This is a genomic window from Paenibacillus sp. XP01 (genome assembly GCF_057364885.1).
Genome location: NZ_CP139481.1, coordinates 3,412,007 through 3,432,997 on the forward strand (window position 1 = coordinate 3,412,007; position 20,991 = coordinate 3,432,997).

A 20,991-nucleotide genomic window follows, 5' to 3' on the forward strand; every position below is an offset into this window, starting at 1 on the left:
CATACATTAGGGGAGGAATACGAGTGAAAAAAGGATTGGCTTGTCTCGTGGCTGGAAGCATGATGGTTTCCCTGGTCTGTCCGGCGGTTGCCGGAGCAGAAAGCACATCGAAGCAAGCGGAGGCGGGACAGGTGCAGGCGGGCAGCCTGCATTCCGCCCCATATCGGGATATGACGGGACACTGGGCAGAAAATGCCGTGACGCGGATGCAGAATCTGGCTTTGATCAAAGGGTATGCCGACGGCACGTTCAAACCGAATGAACGCATCAGCCGCGCCGAGTTTGTTGTGATGCTGGACCGGATATTTGGTTTTGCCGGCGGGCGGCAATCAGCGTCAGCAGCATTTTCAGACATGAGCGAAAAGGAGTGGTACTATGATGCCCTGGTTCGAGCGAATGGATCGGGAATCATTCAGGGAACCGATGCTGCATATCTGTCACCAGACCTGCCTATCACAAGGCAGGATGCCGCAGTCATGGCAGATCGGGCGTTCCAACTATCGACAGGCAAAGAGGACGAGCAAGCGCTAACCGGTTTCAAAGATGGGAAAGAAGTGGCAGACTACGCCAAAAAAGCGTTCAGTTATTTGATTCAGGAGAAAATTGTAAACGGATACAATGGAAAACTGGCTCCGAAGTCAGATATTACAAGAGCACAGGCAGCAACGTTGATGTCCAACATGATCACGGATGTGAAAAGTGCTCCCGGTACGTATGAATCAAGTGTTGATGGCAATCTGGTTATTCGATCATCTGACGTCACGCTCAAGGATATGACCGTTAGCGGCAATTTGCTGCTCACCGAAGGTATTGGCGAAGGCAGAGTGACGCTGGATGGTGTGACGGTTACGGGAAGTGTCATTATAAAAGGTGGAGGAAGCCACTCCATCGACATTCGCAGCTCCAAACTGAAGCAGGTTGTCGTCGATAAAGCTTCCGGTTCCGGCTTGGTGCATGTGGACATCGCTGGAAACAGCTTGGTGGGAGCAATGACCGTCATACGCAAAGCAACGGTTGAACTGTCTGACAAGAGCGTGATTGATACGTTGAGCGTGAACAGCAAAGCTCGACATACCCGTATTGATGCCAAAGGCAAGATCAAGCTGCTCGATGTGGAGGCTGGCAGCGTGCTTGTCAACGGGAAAACGGTTACAAAGGGGCGGCACAGCGTTAATATGACGTCAGACAACGAGCAGTCTGCACAACCGAAACCTTCCACGCCTGGCAGCGGTTCAACCGTTTCATCACCGTCCTCTCCGGCTGGAGAGACACCTTCCGTTCCAGGGAATCCGGCGGGGGAGAAGCCGATTCCGGCAACAACGATCCCGGACGAGGATTGGGAAATGACCTGGAATGACGAATTCGACGGTGCTGCCGTGGATGATTCCAAATGGACGGTTCAGGATACCGGACTTGTCTATAACAATGAATTGCAATATTACAGTCCGGATAATACACGCATCGTCAAAGATGGCGCTCGGAGTGTACTTCAAATTGAGGCAAAACGGGAGCAAAAAAGTGGCAAATCCTATACTTCAGGCAAACTGATCACGATGGGGAAAGGAGACTGGACCTACGGCAAAGTTGTCGTTCGGGCGAAGCTTCCGGTGCAGCAGGGCATGTGGCCGGCCATCTGGATGATGCCTACGGATGAATCGCATTACGGTGGATGGCCGGCTTCCGGCGAAATCGATATTATGGAGCTGATCGGCGGCAAAAACAAAGACCACGAAGTGTACAGCACGATCCACTATGATGCCGTGAAGCCTGATGGCTCGCACGGGCATGACCAAGGCAAGTTTACATTGCCCGCCGGAGAGTCCTTTGCAGATGAATATCATGATTTTCAGGTGGAATGGCTGCCTGGCATGATTCGTTTCTACGTGGATGGCAAGCTGCATCATCAAGTGAATAACTGGCAAACAACCGCGGCAGGACAGCCGGAGAGCTACACTTTCCCTGCACCGTTCGACCGGCCGTTCTATCTGATTCTTAACCTTGCGGTAGGCGGAGACTGGCCAGGATCACCTGAAAACGGATTTGTGTCCGAGAAGATGAATGTGGATTTTGTTCGGGTATATTCCTATAAAAAAATGAACGAATGGCCCGACGTCACTTCGAATCCAATCGAGCCTGAACGGAAGCGGGATCCGCGAGCAGATGGCAACCAGATATATAATGAACGCTTTACCGAAGGCGTCGATGCAGCCGGTGTACCGAATGAATGGAAGTTCATTACGAATGCAGGCGGAGCTGGTAAAGTGGAGGTTGTTGACGATGAACAGAAGGGCAAAGCGGCGAAGGTGACCGTCTCACAGCCCGGAACCGAGGGTTATTCCATACAGCTGACACAAATGCCGATGTACGTGAAGAAAAACAGAAAATACAGAGTGCAGTTTGATGCCAAAGCATCTGCCGACCGTGTCATTCGTTCGAAAGTGACTCAATTCGAGAAAAGCTGGACGAATTACTCGGAGGAACACAGCTTTTCGTTGACTACGGATTGGCAGCCCTATGAATACACCTTTAACATGCGAAATGGCTCAGACAATAATGCCCGATTTGAATTCAATCTGGGGCTGGATGACGCTGCAGTCATGGTATCCAATGTCAGACTGATCGATATCGGTGAGGCTGACGCTGTACCTGTGGAAAGAAAAGCACTGCCGGATGGAAATTTGGTGTATAACGGTACATTTGATCAAGGCAAGGGGCGGCTTGGTTTTTGGTCCAATCGGATTGAATCCGGTGCCGAAGCCCATATTTCCGTGAATAACTTCCTGAAGTTCCCGATCATGGAACGGCAGCTCGTGGTTGATGTGAAGCAAACCGATGGTCAGCCTGATCAAGTAGCTGTGGTACAGCCGGATATGAAGCTGGAAGCTGGCACCACCTATGGATTCTCTTTTGATGCAAAGGCGGATGCGCCTCGTACGATGGACATCGGCTTGTCAACCGCAGAGGGACATGACGTGCAAATCCATCAAGGACAGCAGATCCAGCTCGGGCAAGAGATGAGAAACTACACCGGTGAAATCGTGATCGGACAGAGCGGAACGACAGCAACAACAGCAACAGCCGAACTGAAGCTTTTATTCGGCGGTACTTCAGGCAAGGCCTACGTCGATAATGTAAGGCTGACCAAGCGGGGAAAACCGGTTTCGGTTCAGGGCTATGCCCATATTCCTGCAACTGAGGCATGGATGATGCAAGGTTTGCAGCTCGAAAATTCCGATGAAGGCGGCCAACATGTCAGCTACATGGACGAAGGCGATCTGCTGCAATTTAAAATCGATGCAGCAAACGATGGGGCATATGCCTTTTCCACCCGGATGGCGAGTGCCAAAGCGGATTCAAAAATCCGATTCAGCGTCAAAGATGAACAAGGCAATACGGTTGCAAGCTCGGAGCTTCTGCTAGGAGATACGGGCGGGTGGCAAACCTACAAAACCGTGTATCTGCCAGCGGTTTCCTTGAAAGCGGGAAACTCGTATTATGTTAATTTTGAAGGGAACGAATATAATACACGCTGGCTGGACGTTTCTCAAAATAAGCTGCAGAACGGCGAGTTGACGCAGGATCGAAGCGGTTGGGAACTGATTCCTGATGATCTCGTGGCTTCACATGGGGAAGATGAGGGCATTCGCATTACTTTGCCGGGTGCAAGTGAAAATGGACGGGAAGCGTTATTGCAGCAAGGTCAGCTTTCCCTGGAGTCGGGCAAGACGTATCGCTTGAGTTTTGATGCCTCTGCATCCGCTCCAACATCCGTGCAAGCGGTAGTCTCGCAGGAGGGAAACGGAGACAGGTATATGGATGAAACGGTAAACCTGACTGAAACCAAACAGCGATACACTTATACATTTACAACGGGGGACACTGCGGGTTCGGCTGCCTTGTTGGACTTTGGTTTTGGTACTGCTCCAGCGGGCGAGCACAGCGTATCCATTCACAATGTGATGCTGTTCGAAGTGAATCCCGATGCGGATCAGGGCGGACAGCCGTTACACGTCAATCTGATATCGAACGGTGACTTTGCCAAAGGAAGCGACGGCTGGTTTAGTCATTCTGACGGGAATAACTCGGAACTGGTATTTACCGTCGAGAATCGGAAGCTGCAGGCTCGTATTGGTCAGGCGGGGAATAATCCGTGGGATCGGCAAGTGATTAATGAAGGTTTCGCGATGCAGCAGGGTTACAAATACAAACTGACGTTCAAGGCCAAAGCGGATAAAGCACGCAAAATGGGCCTTGGCGTCGGCTGGGTTGACGTTCCCGCAGGATACGCATGGCATGGATTTTTCGGTGAGCGAGTGGACTTGTCCACCGATGAGCAAGAATACACCTTCACGTTCGACACAACCGAGCAAAGCTATGCGAACAGCCGTATTGTATTTGATATGGGCAGCATCAGCGGTGCCGAAGACGGGAATACAAGCATTACGTTGTCCGATGTGAGGCTCATCAACATGGGACCAGTCCAATAGAACGTAAGGAACCAAGTCCTTCGCGGCCTGGTTCCTTTCATTCTTATGTTAAAAAACCTCTATATAGGTTGAACTAGAAATTTACACGAAAACGGAGGGGGCAGAAAGAATCTGCAGAAGCGGAGCTAAAAGCTTTCTGTAAGAAAGCTCCATCGAAAGCATTCGCTTCGTGTTTATCGCCGGATTTTCCCTTTGAAAAAGGGGATCAAAAAAAATCTGGGGATAATAGCGATCGGAAGATGGTTCTGACCACGTAGTGACTCTGTGTAAAAATGATTGGTTCAGCCTATATAGATAGCCTGCAAACGTCTACCACACCATCTCAATACGAATAACATCCTCTTTCGCCAGATCCTTGCCCAGCACAACTTCCATTAGTTCAAGATCGGTAAGTGCCTTAATTCCATGTCTGGTTCCAGCCGGAATTTGCAGAACATCGCCCGCCTTTAGCTGGCGTCGTTTACCCTCCATAAGGATTTCCGCGCTGCCCGTCACAATCGTCACGATTTCTTGCCGCTCGAGATGCTGATGGTAGCTCGTATATTTTCCGTGGATCAGCTTCACCTGCTTGATCATCACTCCATTTCCCGTTTCATCGTTCCAATCGTTCAGAACCCGGTAGGAGCCCCATCTTTTCTCTTCATACTTCGCAAATCGCGGCATATGTTCGAGCTTATCCTTGATTTGATTTGCTTTGCCCTTGTTAGCAATGAGGATGCCATCGGAACTGGCCGCTACGATGAGATCGGATACGCCGATCATTTCGATCGGATAGGAAAGCTCGTTAATGATATGGCTGTTAGAGGAGTCGTCCGATATTCGCCCTGACCCGATGACATGGCTCTCGAAATGATCGCTTAACGCCATCCAACTCCCGAGATCATTCCAATAGCCGTCATATCTCATGACAACAGCAGACAATGCGTGTTCCGCGACTTCCCGGTCGAAACTGGTGTTTGCAAGCTGTTCGTAATTTTCCAGCCAATGCTCAACTTGGATCGGATGCCCCTTGTCTTTCAAAAATGTCAGCATGAACTTCAAGGAGAATGCGAATACGCCGCAATTCCACATCGCTTGATGCTCGATGAGACGACAGGCTGTCGGCTCATCGGGCTTTTCGATGAATTGGTGAATGAAAGAAAAGTCGTCATTTCCATTGGGCTGAGCAGGAACGATATAGCCGAACTGATCGGAAGGATGGGTAGGTTTGGTTCCGAGGAGAGCGAGATCTGCTTTAGAATGCATCAGAACATCAGGAACGCGAAGGAGCAGTCGAAAAAAAGCGGTATCTGCGTATGTGTCGACTGGAAGAACGCAGATGGTTTCATTTGGATTCATTTGCAGCTTTTCATGAAGATAACTTACCGCATAAGCAATGGCTGTGAAGGTTCCTCTTTTAAAGGGTTCGGCCAGGATCGGGATATGCTCGCCAACATAGGAACGGGTAATTTCCACTTGACTGTGATGGGTAACGATGCATGTGGATTGAAGAAGCCCCGCCTCATTTAATTGCCGGCATATTCGCTCAATCATCGATTCTCTGGCCCCGGCATCGGATTTCAAAAGCTTAAGGAACACCTTGGAGCGAATCTCATTGGACAAAGGCCACAGCCTTTTTCCGGATCCCCCGCATAACAGGATAATACGCAAGCCGATTCCTCCTTTCTTGGGGATATCGCCCTCCATTCTTATTTCTTCGATCGAATGATTTCTTCAATCGCATGCTTCATCAATACCCCGGACCGGTCCCAGGATAAGCGAAGTATATCCTTTCTGCCTTGTTGTCCTTTTTGTTTGCAAAGTCCGGGGTTTTGGTACGCTTCCCTCATCCGTTTTTTTAAATAGCCCAGATTCGGTTCCGCCCATCGTTGTCCCTTTTGCGCAAACAGGCTGCTGAATTTTTTAGAAATGGCTCTGTTCATACTGCTTGACGGGCTGCGCAGCTGGTACGGAATCAGGAACGAGTTGCTGTGCGTCAGAAAATCCATTTGCCCGCCCCAACTCGTAGTGATGACCGGTACGCCGCTCGCCAGCGATTCTAGAAAGGGCAGTCCAACCCCCTCGCCGCGAGTCGGGAGGACGAAAGCATCGCCGAGCGTATACAAACCTTTTAATCTGCTTTCACGAAGATGACGGCCGATCACGACAACGGGGGCCGTATCTTTTTGGATACCCAGCTTTTTTTTGTATTGCGTTATTTTGGCCTGGATCCATTTTTCGTTCTCATGCGGCGCATATCCGTTTGTTTTGATCACAAGCACGACGTTATCTTTAGAGGAAAACTCTTCCCAATATGCCCGCAGCAGGCCCTCCGGATTTTTACGGTGCTGGAAGCCGAAGACGGACACGAACGTAAACTTGCCGGCCGCACCCGGCACGGACATTTTCTTGTTATTCGGATGAAACTCCTTTGCATTTACACCATGAGGAACGACAAAAATCGGGACATTCACGCCGCTGTTCATTAGTGTTCTTTTATTATGCTGGGAGGGCACACAAACGGCATCAAATTGATTCATATGGGGAAGCCAAGCCTTGGGGAGCTTGCTTGTTTCCCAAACTGTATTCAAAATAATTAGATCATACAGACGGCGCTCTTTTTTCCATTGAATGCTATTGGGGAGGTGGTGATAAATCAGCACCCGTGTGTATCGGCTGCTGTTTTTGCGCTGTTTTGCCGGTCCTATACTAACGGCTACGCCTTGCCGCTTTAGTGACTGGGCATACGCTCTGCTGGCACGGCCAAGCCCGCTTGCTTTGTGTACAGGGCCCTTCCAAACGACGTGATAAGGTTTCATATGACAACATCCCTCGGATAATTACTTTGCTCATCTCTATACTTTTAATATATGGATTATCATATGACGGAAGAATAAAAAGGTATGGGTGTAGGGAGTGTGTAAAGAACACACAATCAGTGATCACTCAATGGCTTCACGTCGCTGTTTAATATACTTTCCTGGAGAAATGCCAACCATCTTGGTGAAGCTTCGTATAAAATTGGCGTAATCGCCAAAGCCCGATTGAAAGCAAGCATCGGTGATGCTTATCCCGTCAGACAGAAGAAATTTGGCAAGTTCGATACGACGACTGAGAATATAGGAACGAAGGGTCAGCCCGGTATGCTTTTTGAACTGGCGGCTGATCGAAGTGCTGTTCATGTAGAACGCTTCGGCAAGTTTGCCAAGCGTAATATCTTGCGTGATATGTTCGTCGATGTAATCCATTGTCTTTCGCACCAGATCGGGCATGATATCATGAGGCTCAAAAGAATTGTTGCGAAACCATACGTTGATCAACACCAATAATTGCGCGATTGCAGCATTGGTTTTGACGTCTGCCCCATAAGCATCCGAAGAGAGCGATTCTTCGATCCGGTTCGTCCAATATGTGATCTGGTCCAAACGATCGTCGTCCAGGTGTATGATGTTGCCTTCGCCTTTGCGGCGGCAATCAAAACAGGAAGATAGGTTCGTTGAGGCCGTGGACAATTGGTACAGGTATGTTTTTTTGAGATTGATCGTAATCCGTTCATACTCCGTTTCATCCAATATAAACGCACGATGCATTTCTTTGGGGGACATCACGAGCAAATCGCCCCGCTGCATATGATAACACCGATTTTCTACATAAAAGTGCACATGACCGCGAAGGAACAGATAGATCTCGTAGGCATTATGCCGATGATAGCTCGTTTCCAGCTTGTAAGTCGTGATTCGATGCAGGTACAAAAGCTCCGGCTGAATGGGGTCATAGAAAAAGTCAGAGGATCCGCTCATACAGCACCTCCCGTCATTTCGCGCAATAAATGGAACAAATAACGCAATGAAATTGTGTTCAGATTACCTTAAAATGTAATCATCCTACCATGAAGTGGTTTATTTTGCAAACGCTTACTATCTAAACCTATCTTTACAATATCGGAAACGCGTCAGAGCAATATGATCTTACGACTATATTCATTCCAACTGAACCGGGGGGCATGTCGCCATGCACAAGAGATGGATGTACAGATCAAGATGGGCCTTCATTATCCTCCTTACGGTGAGCATACCTGCGGGCCATACGCAAGGAAATTCAGGGCAACCGCCTTCGACGTCTGCCGGGCAGCAGGTACAACCTTCCGGAAGTGCAGGGAGATACGATCCTCCTATACGGGTTACCTTTGTCCGAGAGACTGGTGAAGACCTGCAGCGAATGCTTGATCAGTTGCCGGGCGAGAGTTTGGTAGATAATCGCTGGACCCGTTTGTATGAAGAAGAATTGGGCATTCGGATACACTATGACTGGATCGCGAACGGTGATGTATATAATCAGAAACTGGGAGTGTCCCTTGCAGCAGGCCGTTTCCCGGACGTGGTCAAAGTCAATCCATATCAGCTCAGGCAATTAAGCAATGCCGGATGGATTGAAGATCTGACCAAAGTATACCAGGCCCATGCCTCTCCGCTTACGAAAAATATATTGGAGGCCGAGGGAAAAGGAGCGTTCGACGCCGCCACGATTGACGGTAAACTCATGGCGATCCCCGAATCATCCTCTTCCATCGAAACGGCGCAGTATCTGTGGATCAGAAGCGATTGGCTGAATAACCTGGGCCTGCATCCGCCTGAAACGATGGAAGACGTGCTTCAAATATCGAAAGCGTTTACAGAAGAAGACCCCGATGGAAACGGAAAACAAGACACCTATGGACTTGCGTTAACGAGTTATCTGTGGGACCCCGTCATGAGCGCGTCAGGATTCATGGCCGGTTACGGAGCTTTCCCGAATATATGGATCAAGGACAAGGAGGGCAATCTTGCATACGGCGGCATACAACCCGAGGTGCGAAAAGCGCTGGAAGCGTTGCAGACCTTGTACCTTGAAGGCCAGCTTGATCCCGAGTTCGCCTACAAAAACGGAAGCAAGGAGTACCGCCTGATTCAGGACGGTAAAATAGGCATGCTCTATGGTGAACAGTGGACTCCTTTCATGATTCAGACTACCCGGGACACGGATCCGGATGCGGAATGGCAAGCGTACCCCTTGGTAGCTGAATCTGGCCGAAGCGTGTTTGTCCCTCTTCGTTCCAATACAGGACATTATTTTGCAGTAAGGAAGGGATTTGCGAGTCCGGAGGTTGTCGTAAAGCTCATGAACCTGCATCTGGACAAAAACTGGGGAGAACAAGCCGAGTATGAAACGTACTACAATGACGATTCGCGTGCCGTATGGATGCTCTCGCCGGTAACGCCTTTTCCCGGCATGAAAAACATGGATGCCTACAGAGACATCCGCGACGCCAGAAAGACAGGGGATTTCTCTACCCTGGAGAACGAGGCGCTTGCGATTCACAAGCGGATTGCTGCGTATGAAACAGAAGGCTTGAAGAGCGGATGGGGTTGGAAACAAACCTATGGACCGACAGGAGCCTTCAGCATTGCAGATGCCTATGAGCGGAACGGCCAGCTTCTATACGACGAATTCACCGGCGGCATCACCGAAACGATGATCGATCGGCAGATCATTCTTCGGGATCTTCAGCTCGAGGCATACATGAATATCATTCTTGGATCGCCGATAGAAGAGTTCGATCAGTTCGTCGAGAATTGGCGCAAATTGGGTGGAGATGAGATCACATCGGAGGTGAATGCGTGGTTCAGAACCAATGCCGCACGGGGTCACCAATCGTTCGCCTTATCCTATTAACACAGGTGTCCCGATTCAACCAGGGAGACGGGAGGTGAATGCATTGTTGAAGATTCCTGCGCAGTCCTGGCTTAACAGCATATTTGCACGGCTAATCATGACCTATCTGATCTTTGTGATTCCTCTGATTCTTCTGGGTGTGTATTTATATCACTGGAGTTACGACACGGCAAGCCAGGAAATTTCCCTGTCGACGGAAAGGCGATTGAACCAATTTGCGATGGAACTGAACAGGGAGATTGAATGGATGGAGCTGCAGCAGTTTGATATTGCCGAGGACCGCAAACTGAATCGGCTTGCGATCCTCTGGAACATCATGGACCAGGTGGAAAGGCGTGAAACGCTGAATTATTTATCTGAGCGACTGGCCGCCTTTAAGAACAGCAGTGCTTATATCAAGAACGTTTATGTACATATCCCTGCAGTCAACAAGAGCATATCGGCAATGCAAGGCATCGATGATTATGATCAGGCGTCCTTTGACTATTTCAGTTCAGCTATGGAAGGAAAGGATATCCGTTTTACTGTAAAAGGAGACACGCTGAACCTGAGCGCTGTCCGGCTCACGGGAAAAAAAGGGGGAGGCCCTCTGTTTGTTGTACAGGTAGAACTGGATAACGCTCAGTTTCAGAATGAATTATCGCAGCTAAACCTGTACCCTGAAAGTGCCACACTCCTGATCGAAGAGAAGACCGGGAATGTAATCTCGGATCACCAGCAGCGAGATGTCATTCTGTCCAGTTACCGCGAGCATCGTCGGAAAAATCCGCATGACAGCTTTCAGGTCAAGGTTGAGGGCGTTAATTATCACGTCAATCAGCTGCACATGGATGCTCTGGGCTTATCGGCTGCAACGTATCTGCCGGAGAAAATGGTAACCAAACCGCTCAGCAAATTTTATACATGGGCCTGGATATTTGCCATCACGTCTTTCATTGCCATTACGGCCTATCTCTATTCCAGCTACAAGCTGATTCATATTCCGCTGCTGCTGCTTGTCAAAAGGTTTAAAAAAATGGAGGGAGGCGTGCTCGATATTCCGATCGTACACCATCGCAAGGACGAGTTCGGTTTTCTATATGCACGCTTCAATCATATGATTGAAAATCTGCAGCAACTGATCGATCGGGATTTCAAACAGACGATGATGATGCAGCGGGCTGAATTGAAGCAGCTTCAGTCCCAGATTAATCCACATTTTTTGTATAATAGCTTTTTCATTCTGAACTCGCTTGCCAGAACTGGAGAAACGGAGCGCATTGAACAGTTTACGAACATGCTTGGCGAATATTTTCGTTTTATCACCCGAAACGGAACGGATCATGTGCCTTTGAAAGACGAAGTGGAGCATTCGCGAATCTATATGGAGATTCAGCAATTACGCTTTTCACGGCGGATCAAAGTAGACTTCGGGCAGCTGCCATCCGGAATGGAGCAGCTTCAGGTCCCCAGATTGATCATTCAGCCGATCATAGAGAATGCTTATGAACATAGTCTGGAGAAGAACACGGGTACGGGACTCCTGCGGGTTCAATTCCATATGAAGTCAACCTACATTGAAATTACGGTGGAGGACAATGGGGAGGGGTTGCAGACGGAGGAGATCGATATGCTTCAGGCACGTCTGCACAATGATGCCGATACGGATGAAGTGACCGGTTTAATGAATATTCATCGACGTCTGGTGTTGACCTATGGGGAAGGAAGCGGGCTTTCTCTCTCTCGGAGCGATCTGCAGGGATTGAAAGTCGCGATTCGAATCCGATGGAAGAGAGGGGAGAGCGCATGTACCGACTTCTGATTGTGGATGACGAGGAAATTATAACGGACAGCCTGTATGAGACGTTTGCCGGACATATGCCGGACCGGCTTGATGTCTGCAAAGCCTATTCCGCTGCAGAGGCCCTGGACTGGATGCGGCGATCCAGAATTGACATCGTTCTGACGGATATTCGCATGCCTGGCATAAGTGGTCTCGAACTGACCGAGGAGATCCAGACACGCTGGCCTCAATGCCGCGTTATTTTTCTCACGGGACACAGTGATTTTGATTATGCATACCGAGCCCTCCAGATGCCCAATGTGCGTTATTTGCTCAAAACGGAAGGTTACGACAAGGTGATGACGGTCATTGAGCAGGTCATGGAAGAGATTCGGCAAAGTCACAGCATGCATGAAGTGTTGGAAAAGTCCCGCCAAATGACTTCCCGGCTGGCTGCGCTGCACCAGGAGGAATATGTGCGCAAGCTTCTTCAGGATAGCCCGTCCGCTCACTCCTCTTCGATGGAGCTTCAAGCCGAACTGGTGTCAAGAAACATAGGCTTGCAAGCGGACTCCCCGGTGTATCTGGTCCTTGGACGATTCAATACGCCGCCTGGAATCGAAGAAGGACCGAATCGTTTGCAGGAGTCGGTCCGGATTATCGGATCTTCACTATTGAGTGAACATGCGATATATATCAGTGTCACAGATCACTATGGCGATGTGGTCTGGCTGCTTCAGCCTAAAACAGGGAAAAACAATGCAGAAGAGCACTTTTCCACTTATATCGAAGGCACATTGGAGCTGGTTCAGGAAGCCTGCATGGCGTCGTTGGACGTGTCCATTGCCTTTACATTGAGCGGACGCGGTTGCCCTTGGTCCCGAATTCCAAGGCAGTATGAACGGCTGCGGTTGTTACAGTGGATGAAAATTGGCGATGGGGTCTCCATGGTATTGACGGATAAAACCGAAGGCACTGCAGGAGGAACATCCAAGGAATCCGTTCGGATCTCAAGCCGGATTGACGTGATGTCTGGTTTCTTGGAAACCGGACGCTTTCAGCCCTTTTACGATGTTTTTGAAGAGCTTGTAACGGAACTGCAGCAGCAGGACCTGACCATGGAGCGGGCTATGGAAACCTACTATTATCTGGCTCTGATGCTGTATTCCACATGTAATCGCTGGGGGCTCCGGCAGAACGTCCCTGATCAGCCAAGTTTGCTTCAACTGAGTGACTTTACATGCATGAAGGAAGCAGTGCACCACCTGTACCGCGCTGCGGATGAACTGGTTCATTTCAAGCGTTCCAATGAAGAAGAACGTGTGAACCAGGTCATCCATACTCTATGCGGCTATATCAGGGACAATCTGGAAAAGGACCTTTCGCTGGTCAGACTCGCCGAGTTGAATCATTTCAACCCGTCCTATCTATCCCGCTTCTTCAAGCAGGAGACGGGGATCAACTTGTCGGAGTTTATCGACGACACCCGTATCCGAAGAGCCAAGGAGCTGCTGAGCAACAGCGATCTGATGGTGCGAGAAGTAGCGCTTCAAGTCGGATATGAGTCGGCACATTCGTTTACCCGCCTGTTCAAGAAGCTGACGGGCATGACGCCCCAGGAATATCGGGAATCTGTGCTCGTGCGTTAGAACCGTTGTTATGGACACCTTCATCAGAAGTAAATGGAAAAGGATAACACGTAAAAACGCAGGCGCTGCTGGCCTGCGTTTTATGGTTTGATCACCCGCCAGAAAGGCTGCCGAGGAGGCAGCTGATCAGTCATGCCTAGGCAGAGTGATTCTTTTGTCTGCGATAGGCGTTAGGACTTGAGCCTGCATAGGCCTTGAATTTTTTGTAAAACCAATCGATGTCTTTATAACCTACCTCCAAAGCGATTTCATATATCCTCATATCGGTAGTTAACAGCAGATGCTTCGCTTTTTCCATTCGCTGCTGCAGCATGTAATCGTTGAAGGATACTTTCTCCTCCAGTTTAAATTTTTGTCCAAGATATGCACAGTTAAAATGGAGCATGTCGGAAATTTTCCGGAGCGTAATTTCGTCGCTTAGATGATCTCTCACGTAAGCTTTGACAATTCGGATGACATGACTGGACTCCATCGCTTTGCCATTGAGCTGAACGAGTGGTTTCACAGGCAATCTTTCTTTAACAGGTTCCGGTCCCAGTCGCGTCTGAAGTGCCTGCAAACTTTGCAGTAAAGCTGAAGCGCTGACAGGAGAGGGCAGATAATCATTCACTTGATAAGTTAACGCTTTGCGCACAAGTCTGAAATGGTCTCTTCCACCCACCAGCAGAATCGGAATGTCGCTTATTTGGCGAATGCGATGGCATAACCATAAACCGGCCGTATCACATCGCTCAGTATGGATGAGCACTACCGCGAATTCCTGTTTCGACAGGGCGATCAGTGCATCGGAGGAAGAGAAGGCCGATTCCCCAATTGTAAATGGAGAGGTAGAACGACTCAGCAACGGTCCAAGTTCTTTGCACAAACGCCGGCTGTAATCAACAAGTAATATGTTGTACATAAAGCATAACCTCACCTTCTTCTGAATTTCCGGTCCGGATTCCAATCCATAAGGCTTACTTTCATTATGAGAATAAAAGAAAGCGCATACAATGTGCATTTTTTTGCAGACAATGCATTTCTTTACCAATTTCTATTGAAATGAGTTCGTAATCCTTCAATAGCATGCCTTTCTATAATTTGACCGGGTGAATACCTGCATTTCGGCGGGTTGTTTGCGTTTTCATATGAGGGATACACTGTGGGAGCAAACGACAATCAGGGGGGAAGACGATGAGAAACAACAAGTTTATGCTGCTGAGCCTTGTATTTGCGGTCATGCTGATGATTGCTGCATGCAGTTCTGCTCCGACCGCACAACCGGAGCCGGAAAAGCCGGCACCGCAGGAGGAACAGAACACCGCGGAAACCGAGCCCAAAAATGAAAATTCAACGCCGGAGATGGACTTTGACATGGGTGGCAGAACCATCAAGGTTGTTGCTTGGTGGGATATGGAGATCCAGGGTAACAACCCGGATAACATTCAGCGCCTGGAGAACCTTGAAGCACTGAAGAAAAAACATAACTTCAATATTGAATACATCTCCATCGATTTCGGAGAATACCAGGAAAAAGTGGTTGCTTCGCTGATGGCAGGGGAACCGCTGGGCGATTTGGTGAGGCTGGGCAAAAACTATGCCATTCCGGCATTGACCAAACAGGATCTGTTATGGCCGGTGGATGAGTATACCAAGAACGATAAGGTGTTCAATCAAAAAACGACCAACGAGTATATGCAATATGAAGGCAGAGGCTACGGTTTTACCGAAGATCAATCCTCCTTTATCAACGGGATTTTCTATAACCGAACGCTTATGCAGGAACTTGGTTTGAAGCCGCTGCAGGAATATGTGGATGCCGATGAATGGAACTGGGATACGTTCCTCAGCGTTGCGAAACAAGCGAACAAGGATCGTAACAATGATGGCAAGCTGGACACGTGGGGACTCGCTCAAACGGGTCTGCTTGAACCGATCCTGTACTCCAACGAAGCTTCTCTGACCAAAGAGGATAAGCAGAACCTAGAGGATCCCAGGACGAAAGAAGCACTGAACTTCCTGTCCAAGCTGGCAACAGAAAAGGTTGGCAGACCAACTGAGGGTGGCGACTGGACAGAACCTTCCACCTTCTTCCGTCAAGGCAATACCTTGATGTATGCAGGTGCGATGTACGAAGTCGAAGGCATTATGACGGACATGAAGGATTATGATATCGGTTTTGTGCCGTTTCCAAAAGGACCAAGCGCATCGGCGTATCACTCCGGCGAATCGCGTTACCAAGCGATCACCATCCCTAAAGCGGTGGAGAATCCGGAACAACTGATGTACATCTGGGAAAAAATCAACGAGATCGATTCGATCTACGAGTATCCGGGTCAGTCCACGCTGGAGACGCATCTGACCAACGAAGCAGACATCAACAACGCCAGAAAGGTCGCTGAGGGCATGCTTGTTCTCGACCATAACACCTTCCCGTCCTTGCCTTACTGGGATTTTGATGCGGAGCTCAAAGAAGGGGTATCCGTATCCACTCTGATCGAGAAATACAAGGCTCCTTTCCAGGCCGCGATTGATGAGGTATATAAATAAACCATTTTACTAAATCACGGGCAGAACGCACCAGTCATGGCGCGGTCTGTCCGGGTCAGTCCATCGTCCCATTGTCGCTACGCCTAGAGGAAAGGGGATACATTCAGACATGCGGTCACGTAAGAAAAAGGGACTAATCCTGGTGCTTGTCCTGGCCTTGGTGTTCTCGATATGGACCATCTATCCATCGCGGGATCGTACTCCGGGCACGGCTCATGCGCTTGAAGATTTTGAAGCGATCTCCAACACGGACGATGAAAGCAGCTATGAACATTATCTGGCGGGTCATCAGAACACTCCCAAACCGGATAACGTGGTGCGGATTGAAGGCGAGTCTTATGTTCGGGCGGAGGGTGGAACGTTTGAAGTGGTGCAGGGATATGCCGGATTGGACGGCAGTGCCGTCATTACACCCGAAACCGGAACCATTCGCTGGGATGTTCCCGTTCAATGGAGTGGTTTGTACCACGTTCGCATCCATTATTATCCGGTGGAGGGCAAGAGTTCCGGCATCGAACGCAGACTGGAGATAAACGGACAGGTTCCGTTCAGGGGTGCTGACGTCCTGCTGTTCGACAGGGTGTGGGGCAATCGCGAAGATAACGTTCGCCGGGACGATCGCGGCAACGATCTCAGACCGAGGCAAGTGGAACAGCCGAAGTGGCAGCTCGCTTCCTTCAGGGACAGCGCAGGTTACTTCGAGGAACCGTTCCAGTTTTATTTTGAAAAGGGCAAACAGCAGCTATCGCTCACTTCGCTCCGGGAGAGCATGGCGATCGATTATATCGAGCTGTATCAGGAGGAGGATGTTCCGTCCTATGCAGACTTGCGGGCGAGTTATGAAACGCGCGGCTTGAAACCGGCCGGTCCGGTCATGCTGAAGGTCCAGGCAGAACAGGCTGCAAGCAAATCCTCGCCTACGCTTGCACCGATCTCGGATCGTTCCAGCCCTTCGCTGGAGCCGTATGACGTATCCAAAATTCGCATCAACGCCATCGGCGGCATCAACTGGAAGCTGCCCGGTGAATGGATCGAATGGGAGATCGACGTGCCGGAGGACGGATTGTATCAAATCGCGCTAAAAGTAAAGCAGGATCAACTTCGCGGCATCTATGCGACCCGCAGTCTGACGATTGACGGCAAAGTGCCGTTCAAGGAAATGAAACGCATTCGTTTTAATTACAGTCCATCCTGGCAAACGCAAGTACTGGGAGCCGGAGAAGACCAGCCCTATCAGTTCCATCTCGAAAAAGGAACACATCGCATACGGATGACGGTCACGCTCGGCGACATCGCTCCGCTTCTGCGCACCGTGGAATCCAGCGTACTGGAACTGAATGGGATGTATCGCAAAATATTGATGATCACCTCCAATAAGCCCGATCCGCTCCGGGATTACCAGCTGGAACGCCGCATTCCGGAGATGACGGAGGTCTTTGAACGGCAGGCGGCAACGCTTAGCTCTGTAGCCGCGTATCTGGAACAAGCAACCGGAGAGCAGAGCGATAAAGTCGCCGTTCTGAATGCGATGGTGGTCCAGCTTAAAGATATGGCAGCCAGACCGGAGACGGTTCCGAAACGGCTCGATACGTTCAAGATTAACGTAGGCGGCCTCGGCACCTGGATTTTGTCCGTACGCGAACAGCCGATTACGCTGGATTACCTTCACGTATCCCCGCCGGGCGAGCCATTGCCGAAGGCGGAAGCGACGGCGATCCAGCAGGTGAAGCACGAACTGGGTGCATATGTCGCATCCTATACCGAAGATTACGACAGCATCGGCAATGTGGAGCAAAAGAAGGACGCGATTACCGTCTGGATTACGACCGGACGGGATCAGGCCCAGGTGCTTAAGGGTTTGATCGACGATTCGTTTACCCCGGATACGGATGTGTCCGTGCAATTGCGGCTTGTTCCACCTAATATTTTGCTGCCTGCCACGCTCGCTGGGGAAGGTCCGGACGTAGCGATGCAAATGGGCGAAGATATCCCCGTGAACTATGCGATGAGAAATGCAGCAGCCGATCTGAGCAAATTCCCGGATTTTGAGGAAATCTCGGGCAGATTCCGCGAAAGCGGGCTGACGCCCTACCGTTATAACGGAGGAGTCTATGCGCTGCCGGAGCAGCAGCATTTTCCGATGCTTTTTTACCGCAAAGATATTCTGAACGAGCTGGGTCTCGAACCGCCGAAGACGTGGGAGGACGTCTATAACGCTATCGCTGTCCTGCAAAAGCACAACATGGAGTTCTATCTGCCCATCGAGGATACGCTGAACAATGCCAATCTGGTTCCGAACTCGACTTTTGCGATGCTGTTGTATCAGAATGACGGCACCTTCTATACGGAAGATCAGAAGAAGAGCGCGCTGGATTCGGAAATTTCGATGGATGCGTTCAAACGGTGGACCCAGTTCTATACCAATTACAAATTTCCGCTCAAGGCCGACTTTCCAAACCGTTTCCGCACCGGGGAGATGCCGATCGGCATCGCCGATTACACTACGTACAACATGCTTACGGTCATGGCTCCGGAAATTCGCAACCTCTGGGATTTTACCATTGTACCAGGCACTCAGCTCCCCGACGGCTCTGTAAGGCATGAGGTTGCCAGTGCGACCAGCGCTGTGATGATGCTCGAAAACGCGGCCAACAAGGAAGCCGCCTGGAAGTTTATGAAATGGTGGACCGATGAGCAGACCCAGATGGAATACGGAAGAGAAATGGAAGGTCTCATGGGCGCGGCGGCCCGCTACCCGACAGCCAATATCAAGGCGCTGGAGCAGCTGCCTTGGCCTGTGAAAGATTATCGGAATTTGGAGAAGCAATGGGAATGGGTACAAGGTATCCCGCAGCTTCCGGGAGGTTATTTCACAGGCAGGCATCTGGATAATGCGTTCCGCAAGGTCGTCAACGCCAACGAAAATCCGCGTGAGGCCCTATCGGACTATGTCCTGTATATCGATGATGAAATTGAGTTGAAGCGCAAGGAATTCAATCTGAAGTAGAAGGAAGGGAGGGTAACGGTTGCAAGCCAAAACAACCAAGACAGCAGCCGCTCCTGCCGTCCATACGCGTCCGGCGGGCTGGTGGTCCCTTTTGAAACGGGATCTGTACCTCAGCAGGCACTATTACGTATTGATGGCGCCGTTTATGTTGATCTTTTTCCTGTTCACTGTCATTCCAGTCGGCATTTCGCTAGGCCTCAGCTTTTTCCACTTCAATATGCTGGAGGTGCCGCGTTTTATCGGCTGGCAGAACTATTCACGTCTTTTTCTGGGCGACGACGTCTTTTTGATAGCGCTGAAAAATACGCTGCTGTTCGCCGTTATCACCGGCCCTGTCAGTTATATTGCCTGTTTTTTGTTTGCATGGATCATCAACGAACTGTCGCCCAAAATCCGGGCGGTCATGACGCTGGTTTTCTACGCGCCGTCCATATCAGGCAACGTGTTCTTCATCTGGCTGATCATCTTCTCCGGTGACAGCTACGGGTACATGAATGGTTTCCTGATGCGGCTGGGCGTCATCCTGGAACCCGTGCAATGGCTCGCAAACGAGAAATACGTGCTGGCCATCGTCATTATTGTTCAGCTGTGGCTCAGTCTGGGAACCAGCTTTCTGGCGTTTATCGCAGGTCTGCAGACGATTGACCGATCTCTGGTGGAAGCCGGTACGGTAGACGGGATCAAAAACCGCTGGCAGGAGCTCTGGTACATTACGCTGCCATCGATGAGACCCCAGCTCATGTTCGGTGCCGTGATGCAGATTACGGCTTCGTTCGCCGTAGCCGAAATTTCGATCGCCCTGGCCGGCTTCCCAAGCGTCAACTATGCGGCGCATACGGTCGTTACCCACTTGATGGACTTCGGCACCATTCGCTTCGAGATGGGATATGCCTCGGCCATCGCAACGGTGCTGTTTGCACTGATGCTTGGCACGAACGTTCTGACGCAAAAAATGCTGAGAAGGATAGGTGAATGACGATGACCAGCAAAGTACGTGCCGCGTTAGGCATGCCAAAAAGACTGAATCGGTCATTTGCCGTCAGCCTGATGCTGTTTGCCCTGCTGGCCGTGTTTGGATCATTTATGGTGCTGCCGCTCATCTATGCCGTTAACAATGCATTCAAGCCATTGGATGAGCTGTTTATTTTTCCGCCGCGCTTCTGGGTGAACAATCCGACAACGGAAAATTTCGCGGATCTGATCAATCTGATGGGCAATTCGTGGGTACCGTTATCCCGCTATATTGCCAATACATTACTTATTACGATATTGGGAACGGCAGGGCATATTCTTCTGGCCTCAGCGGCCGCTTATCCGCTGGCGAAATATCGCTTTCCCGGCTCCAGAGTGTTGTTCACCATTATCATTTTGTCGCTCATGTTCTCGCCCCATGTCACAGCGATCCCGAACTACATGGTCATGTCCTGGCTCGGCTGGATCAATACGCATGCCTCCATTATCGTGCCGTCGCTTGCGTTCTCGCTGGGGCTCTTCCTGATGAAGCAGTTCATGGAGCAAATTCCCGATGCGCTGCTGGAGGCAGCCAAAATCGACGGGGCCAATGAATACCGGATATTTTGGAGCATCGTGATGCCTAATGTAAAGCCGGCCTGGCTCACACTGATGATTTTGCAGTTTCCGGCCCTCTGGGGAACGGACGGCGGAAGTTTTATTTACAGTGAAAACCTCAAAACATTGCATTATGCGCTCAGCCAGATTGTTCAAGGAGGGATTGCGAGAGCAGGGGTGGGTGCTGCGGTTGCGCTGCTGCTCATGATCGTGCCGATCACCCTGTTCATCATCTCCCAGAGCAGCGTTATGCAGACGATGGCTACATCGGGCATGAAAGAGTAGAGAGGAGGCAGC

Annotated in this window: 12 protein-coding genes; 8 read left to right on the top strand and 4 right to left on the bottom strand. The window is 50.1% G+C overall.

The genetic code is table 11. The features are described 5' to 3' along the window. Positions 1-23: 23 nt before the first annotated feature. Positions 24-4,487: a carbohydrate binding domain-containing protein gene (locus tag SNR34_RS15580; protein ID WP_486182358.1), complete on the top strand. Its 4,464-nt coding sequence runs from the start codon at positions 24-26 to the stop codon at positions 4,485-4,487. A 309-nt stretch (positions 4,488-4,796) separates the two neighbouring features. Here the strand turns inward: SNR34_RS15580 and SNR34_RS15585 are convergent, their stop codons facing one another. The 3 genes from SNR34_RS15585 to SNR34_RS15595 form a co-directional block, all read right to left on the bottom strand. Continuing rightward, positions 4,797-6,137, bottom strand: coding sequence for a sugar phosphate nucleotidyltransferase (locus SNR34_RS15585; protein WP_486182359.1), 1,341 nt, complete (start codon positions 6,135-6,137; stop codon positions 4,797-4,799). 38 nt (positions 6,138-6,175) lie between these two features. Then, positions 6,176-7,285, bottom strand: coding sequence for a glycosyltransferase family 4 protein (locus tag SNR34_RS15590; protein WP_486182360.1), 1,110 nt, complete (start codon positions 7,283-7,285; stop codon positions 6,176-6,178). A gap of 123 nt (positions 7,286-7,408) precedes the next feature. Beyond that, a complete protein-coding gene (locus tag SNR34_RS15595) occupies positions 7,409-8,266 on the bottom strand; it encodes a helix-turn-helix transcriptional regulator (RefSeq protein WP_486182361.1) in 858 nt (285 codons plus the stop codon). A gap of 211 nt (positions 8,267-8,477) precedes the next feature. Between SNR34_RS15595 and SNR34_RS15600 the strand changes: the two genes are divergently transcribed. The 3 genes from SNR34_RS15600 to SNR34_RS15610 are packed head-to-tail and all read left to right on the top strand — an operon-like array spanning position 8,478 to position 13,589. Then, complete coding sequence (locus tag SNR34_RS15600) at positions 8,478-10,178, top strand: extracellular solute-binding protein (protein WP_486182362.1); 1,701 nt, start codon at positions 8,478-8,480, stop codon at positions 10,176-10,178. 34 nt (positions 10,179-10,212) lie between these two features. Beyond that, a complete protein-coding gene (locus SNR34_RS15605; protein ID WP_486182363.1) occupies positions 10,213-11,979 on the top strand; it encodes a sensor histidine kinase in 1,767 nt (588 codons plus the stop codon). Further along, positions 11,964-13,589: a response regulator gene (locus SNR34_RS15610; protein ID WP_343260569.1), complete on the top strand. Its 1,626-nt coding sequence runs from the start codon at positions 11,964-11,966 to the stop codon at positions 13,587-13,589. Before SNR34_RS15605 ends, SNR34_RS15610 begins: the two co-directional genes overlap by 16 nt. A 136-nt stretch (positions 13,590-13,725) precedes the next feature. On the opposite strand, the gene SNR34_RS15615 is transcribed toward SNR34_RS15610, so the two are convergent. Further along, entirely contained in the window at positions 13,726-14,619 is an 894-nt protein-coding gene (locus tag SNR34_RS15615; RefSeq protein ID WP_486182364.1) for a helix-turn-helix domain-containing protein, read from the bottom strand. A gap of 143 nt (positions 14,620-14,762) precedes the next feature. Here SNR34_RS15615 and SNR34_RS15620 point away from each other — a divergent pair, with 143 nt between their 5' ends. The 4 genes from SNR34_RS15620 (at position 14,763) to SNR34_RS15635 (ending at position 20,979) form a co-directional block, all read left to right on the top strand. Next, positions 14,763-16,118 carry an extracellular solute-binding protein gene (locus SNR34_RS15620; RefSeq protein WP_486182365.1) on the top strand — a complete coding sequence of 452 codons (1,356 nt, stop codon included), beginning with the start codon at positions 14,763-14,765 and terminating at the stop codon, positions 16,116-16,118. 109 nt (positions 16,119-16,227) lie between these two features. Continuing rightward, positions 16,228-19,125 (top strand): extracellular solute-binding protein, encoded by a 2,898-nt coding sequence (locus SNR34_RS15625; RefSeq protein WP_486182366.1) that lies wholly within the window; start codon positions 16,228-16,230, stop codon positions 19,123-19,125. A 19-nt stretch (positions 19,126-19,144) separates the two neighbouring features. Beyond that, a complete protein-coding gene (locus tag SNR34_RS15630; protein ID WP_339278240.1) occupies positions 19,145-20,101 on the top strand; it encodes a carbohydrate ABC transporter permease in 957 nt (318 codons plus the stop codon). Beyond that, positions 20,098-20,979, top strand: coding sequence for a carbohydrate ABC transporter permease (locus SNR34_RS15635; protein WP_438286804.1), 882 nt, complete (start codon positions 20,098-20,100; stop codon positions 20,977-20,979). The genes SNR34_RS15630 and SNR34_RS15635 overlap by 4 nt, the downstream gene beginning before the upstream one ends. Positions 20,980-20,991: the final 12 nt, after the last annotated feature.

Excerpts from the sequence above, each read along its gene's own strand:
- SNR34_RS15590 (WP_486182360.1), bottom strand. The coding sequence starts at position 7,285 with ATGAAACCTTATCACGTCGTTTGGAAGGGCCCTGTACACAAAGCAAGC.
- SNR34_RS15595 (WP_486182361.1), bottom strand. The coding sequence starts at position 8,266 with ATGAGCGGATCCTCTGACTTTTTCTATGACCCCATTCAGCCGGAGCTT.
- SNR34_RS15600 (WP_486182362.1), top strand. The coding sequence starts at position 8,478 with ATGCACAAGAGATGGATGTACAGATCAAGATGGGCCTTCATTATCCTC.
- SNR34_RS15610 (WP_343260569.1), top strand. The coding sequence starts at position 11,964 with ATGTACCGACTTCTGATTGTGGATGACGAGGAAATTATAACGGACAGC.
- SNR34_RS15620 (WP_486182365.1), top strand. The coding sequence starts at position 14,763 with ATGAGAAACAACAAGTTTATGCTGCTGAGCCTTGTATTTGCGGTCATG.
- SNR34_RS15625 (WP_486182366.1), top strand. The coding sequence starts at position 16,228 with ATGCGGTCACGTAAGAAAAAGGGACTAATCCTGGTGCTTGTCCTGGCC.
- SNR34_RS15635 (WP_438286804.1), top strand. The coding sequence starts at position 20,098 with ATGACGATGACCAGCAAAGTACGTGCCGCGTTAGGCATGCCAAAAAGA.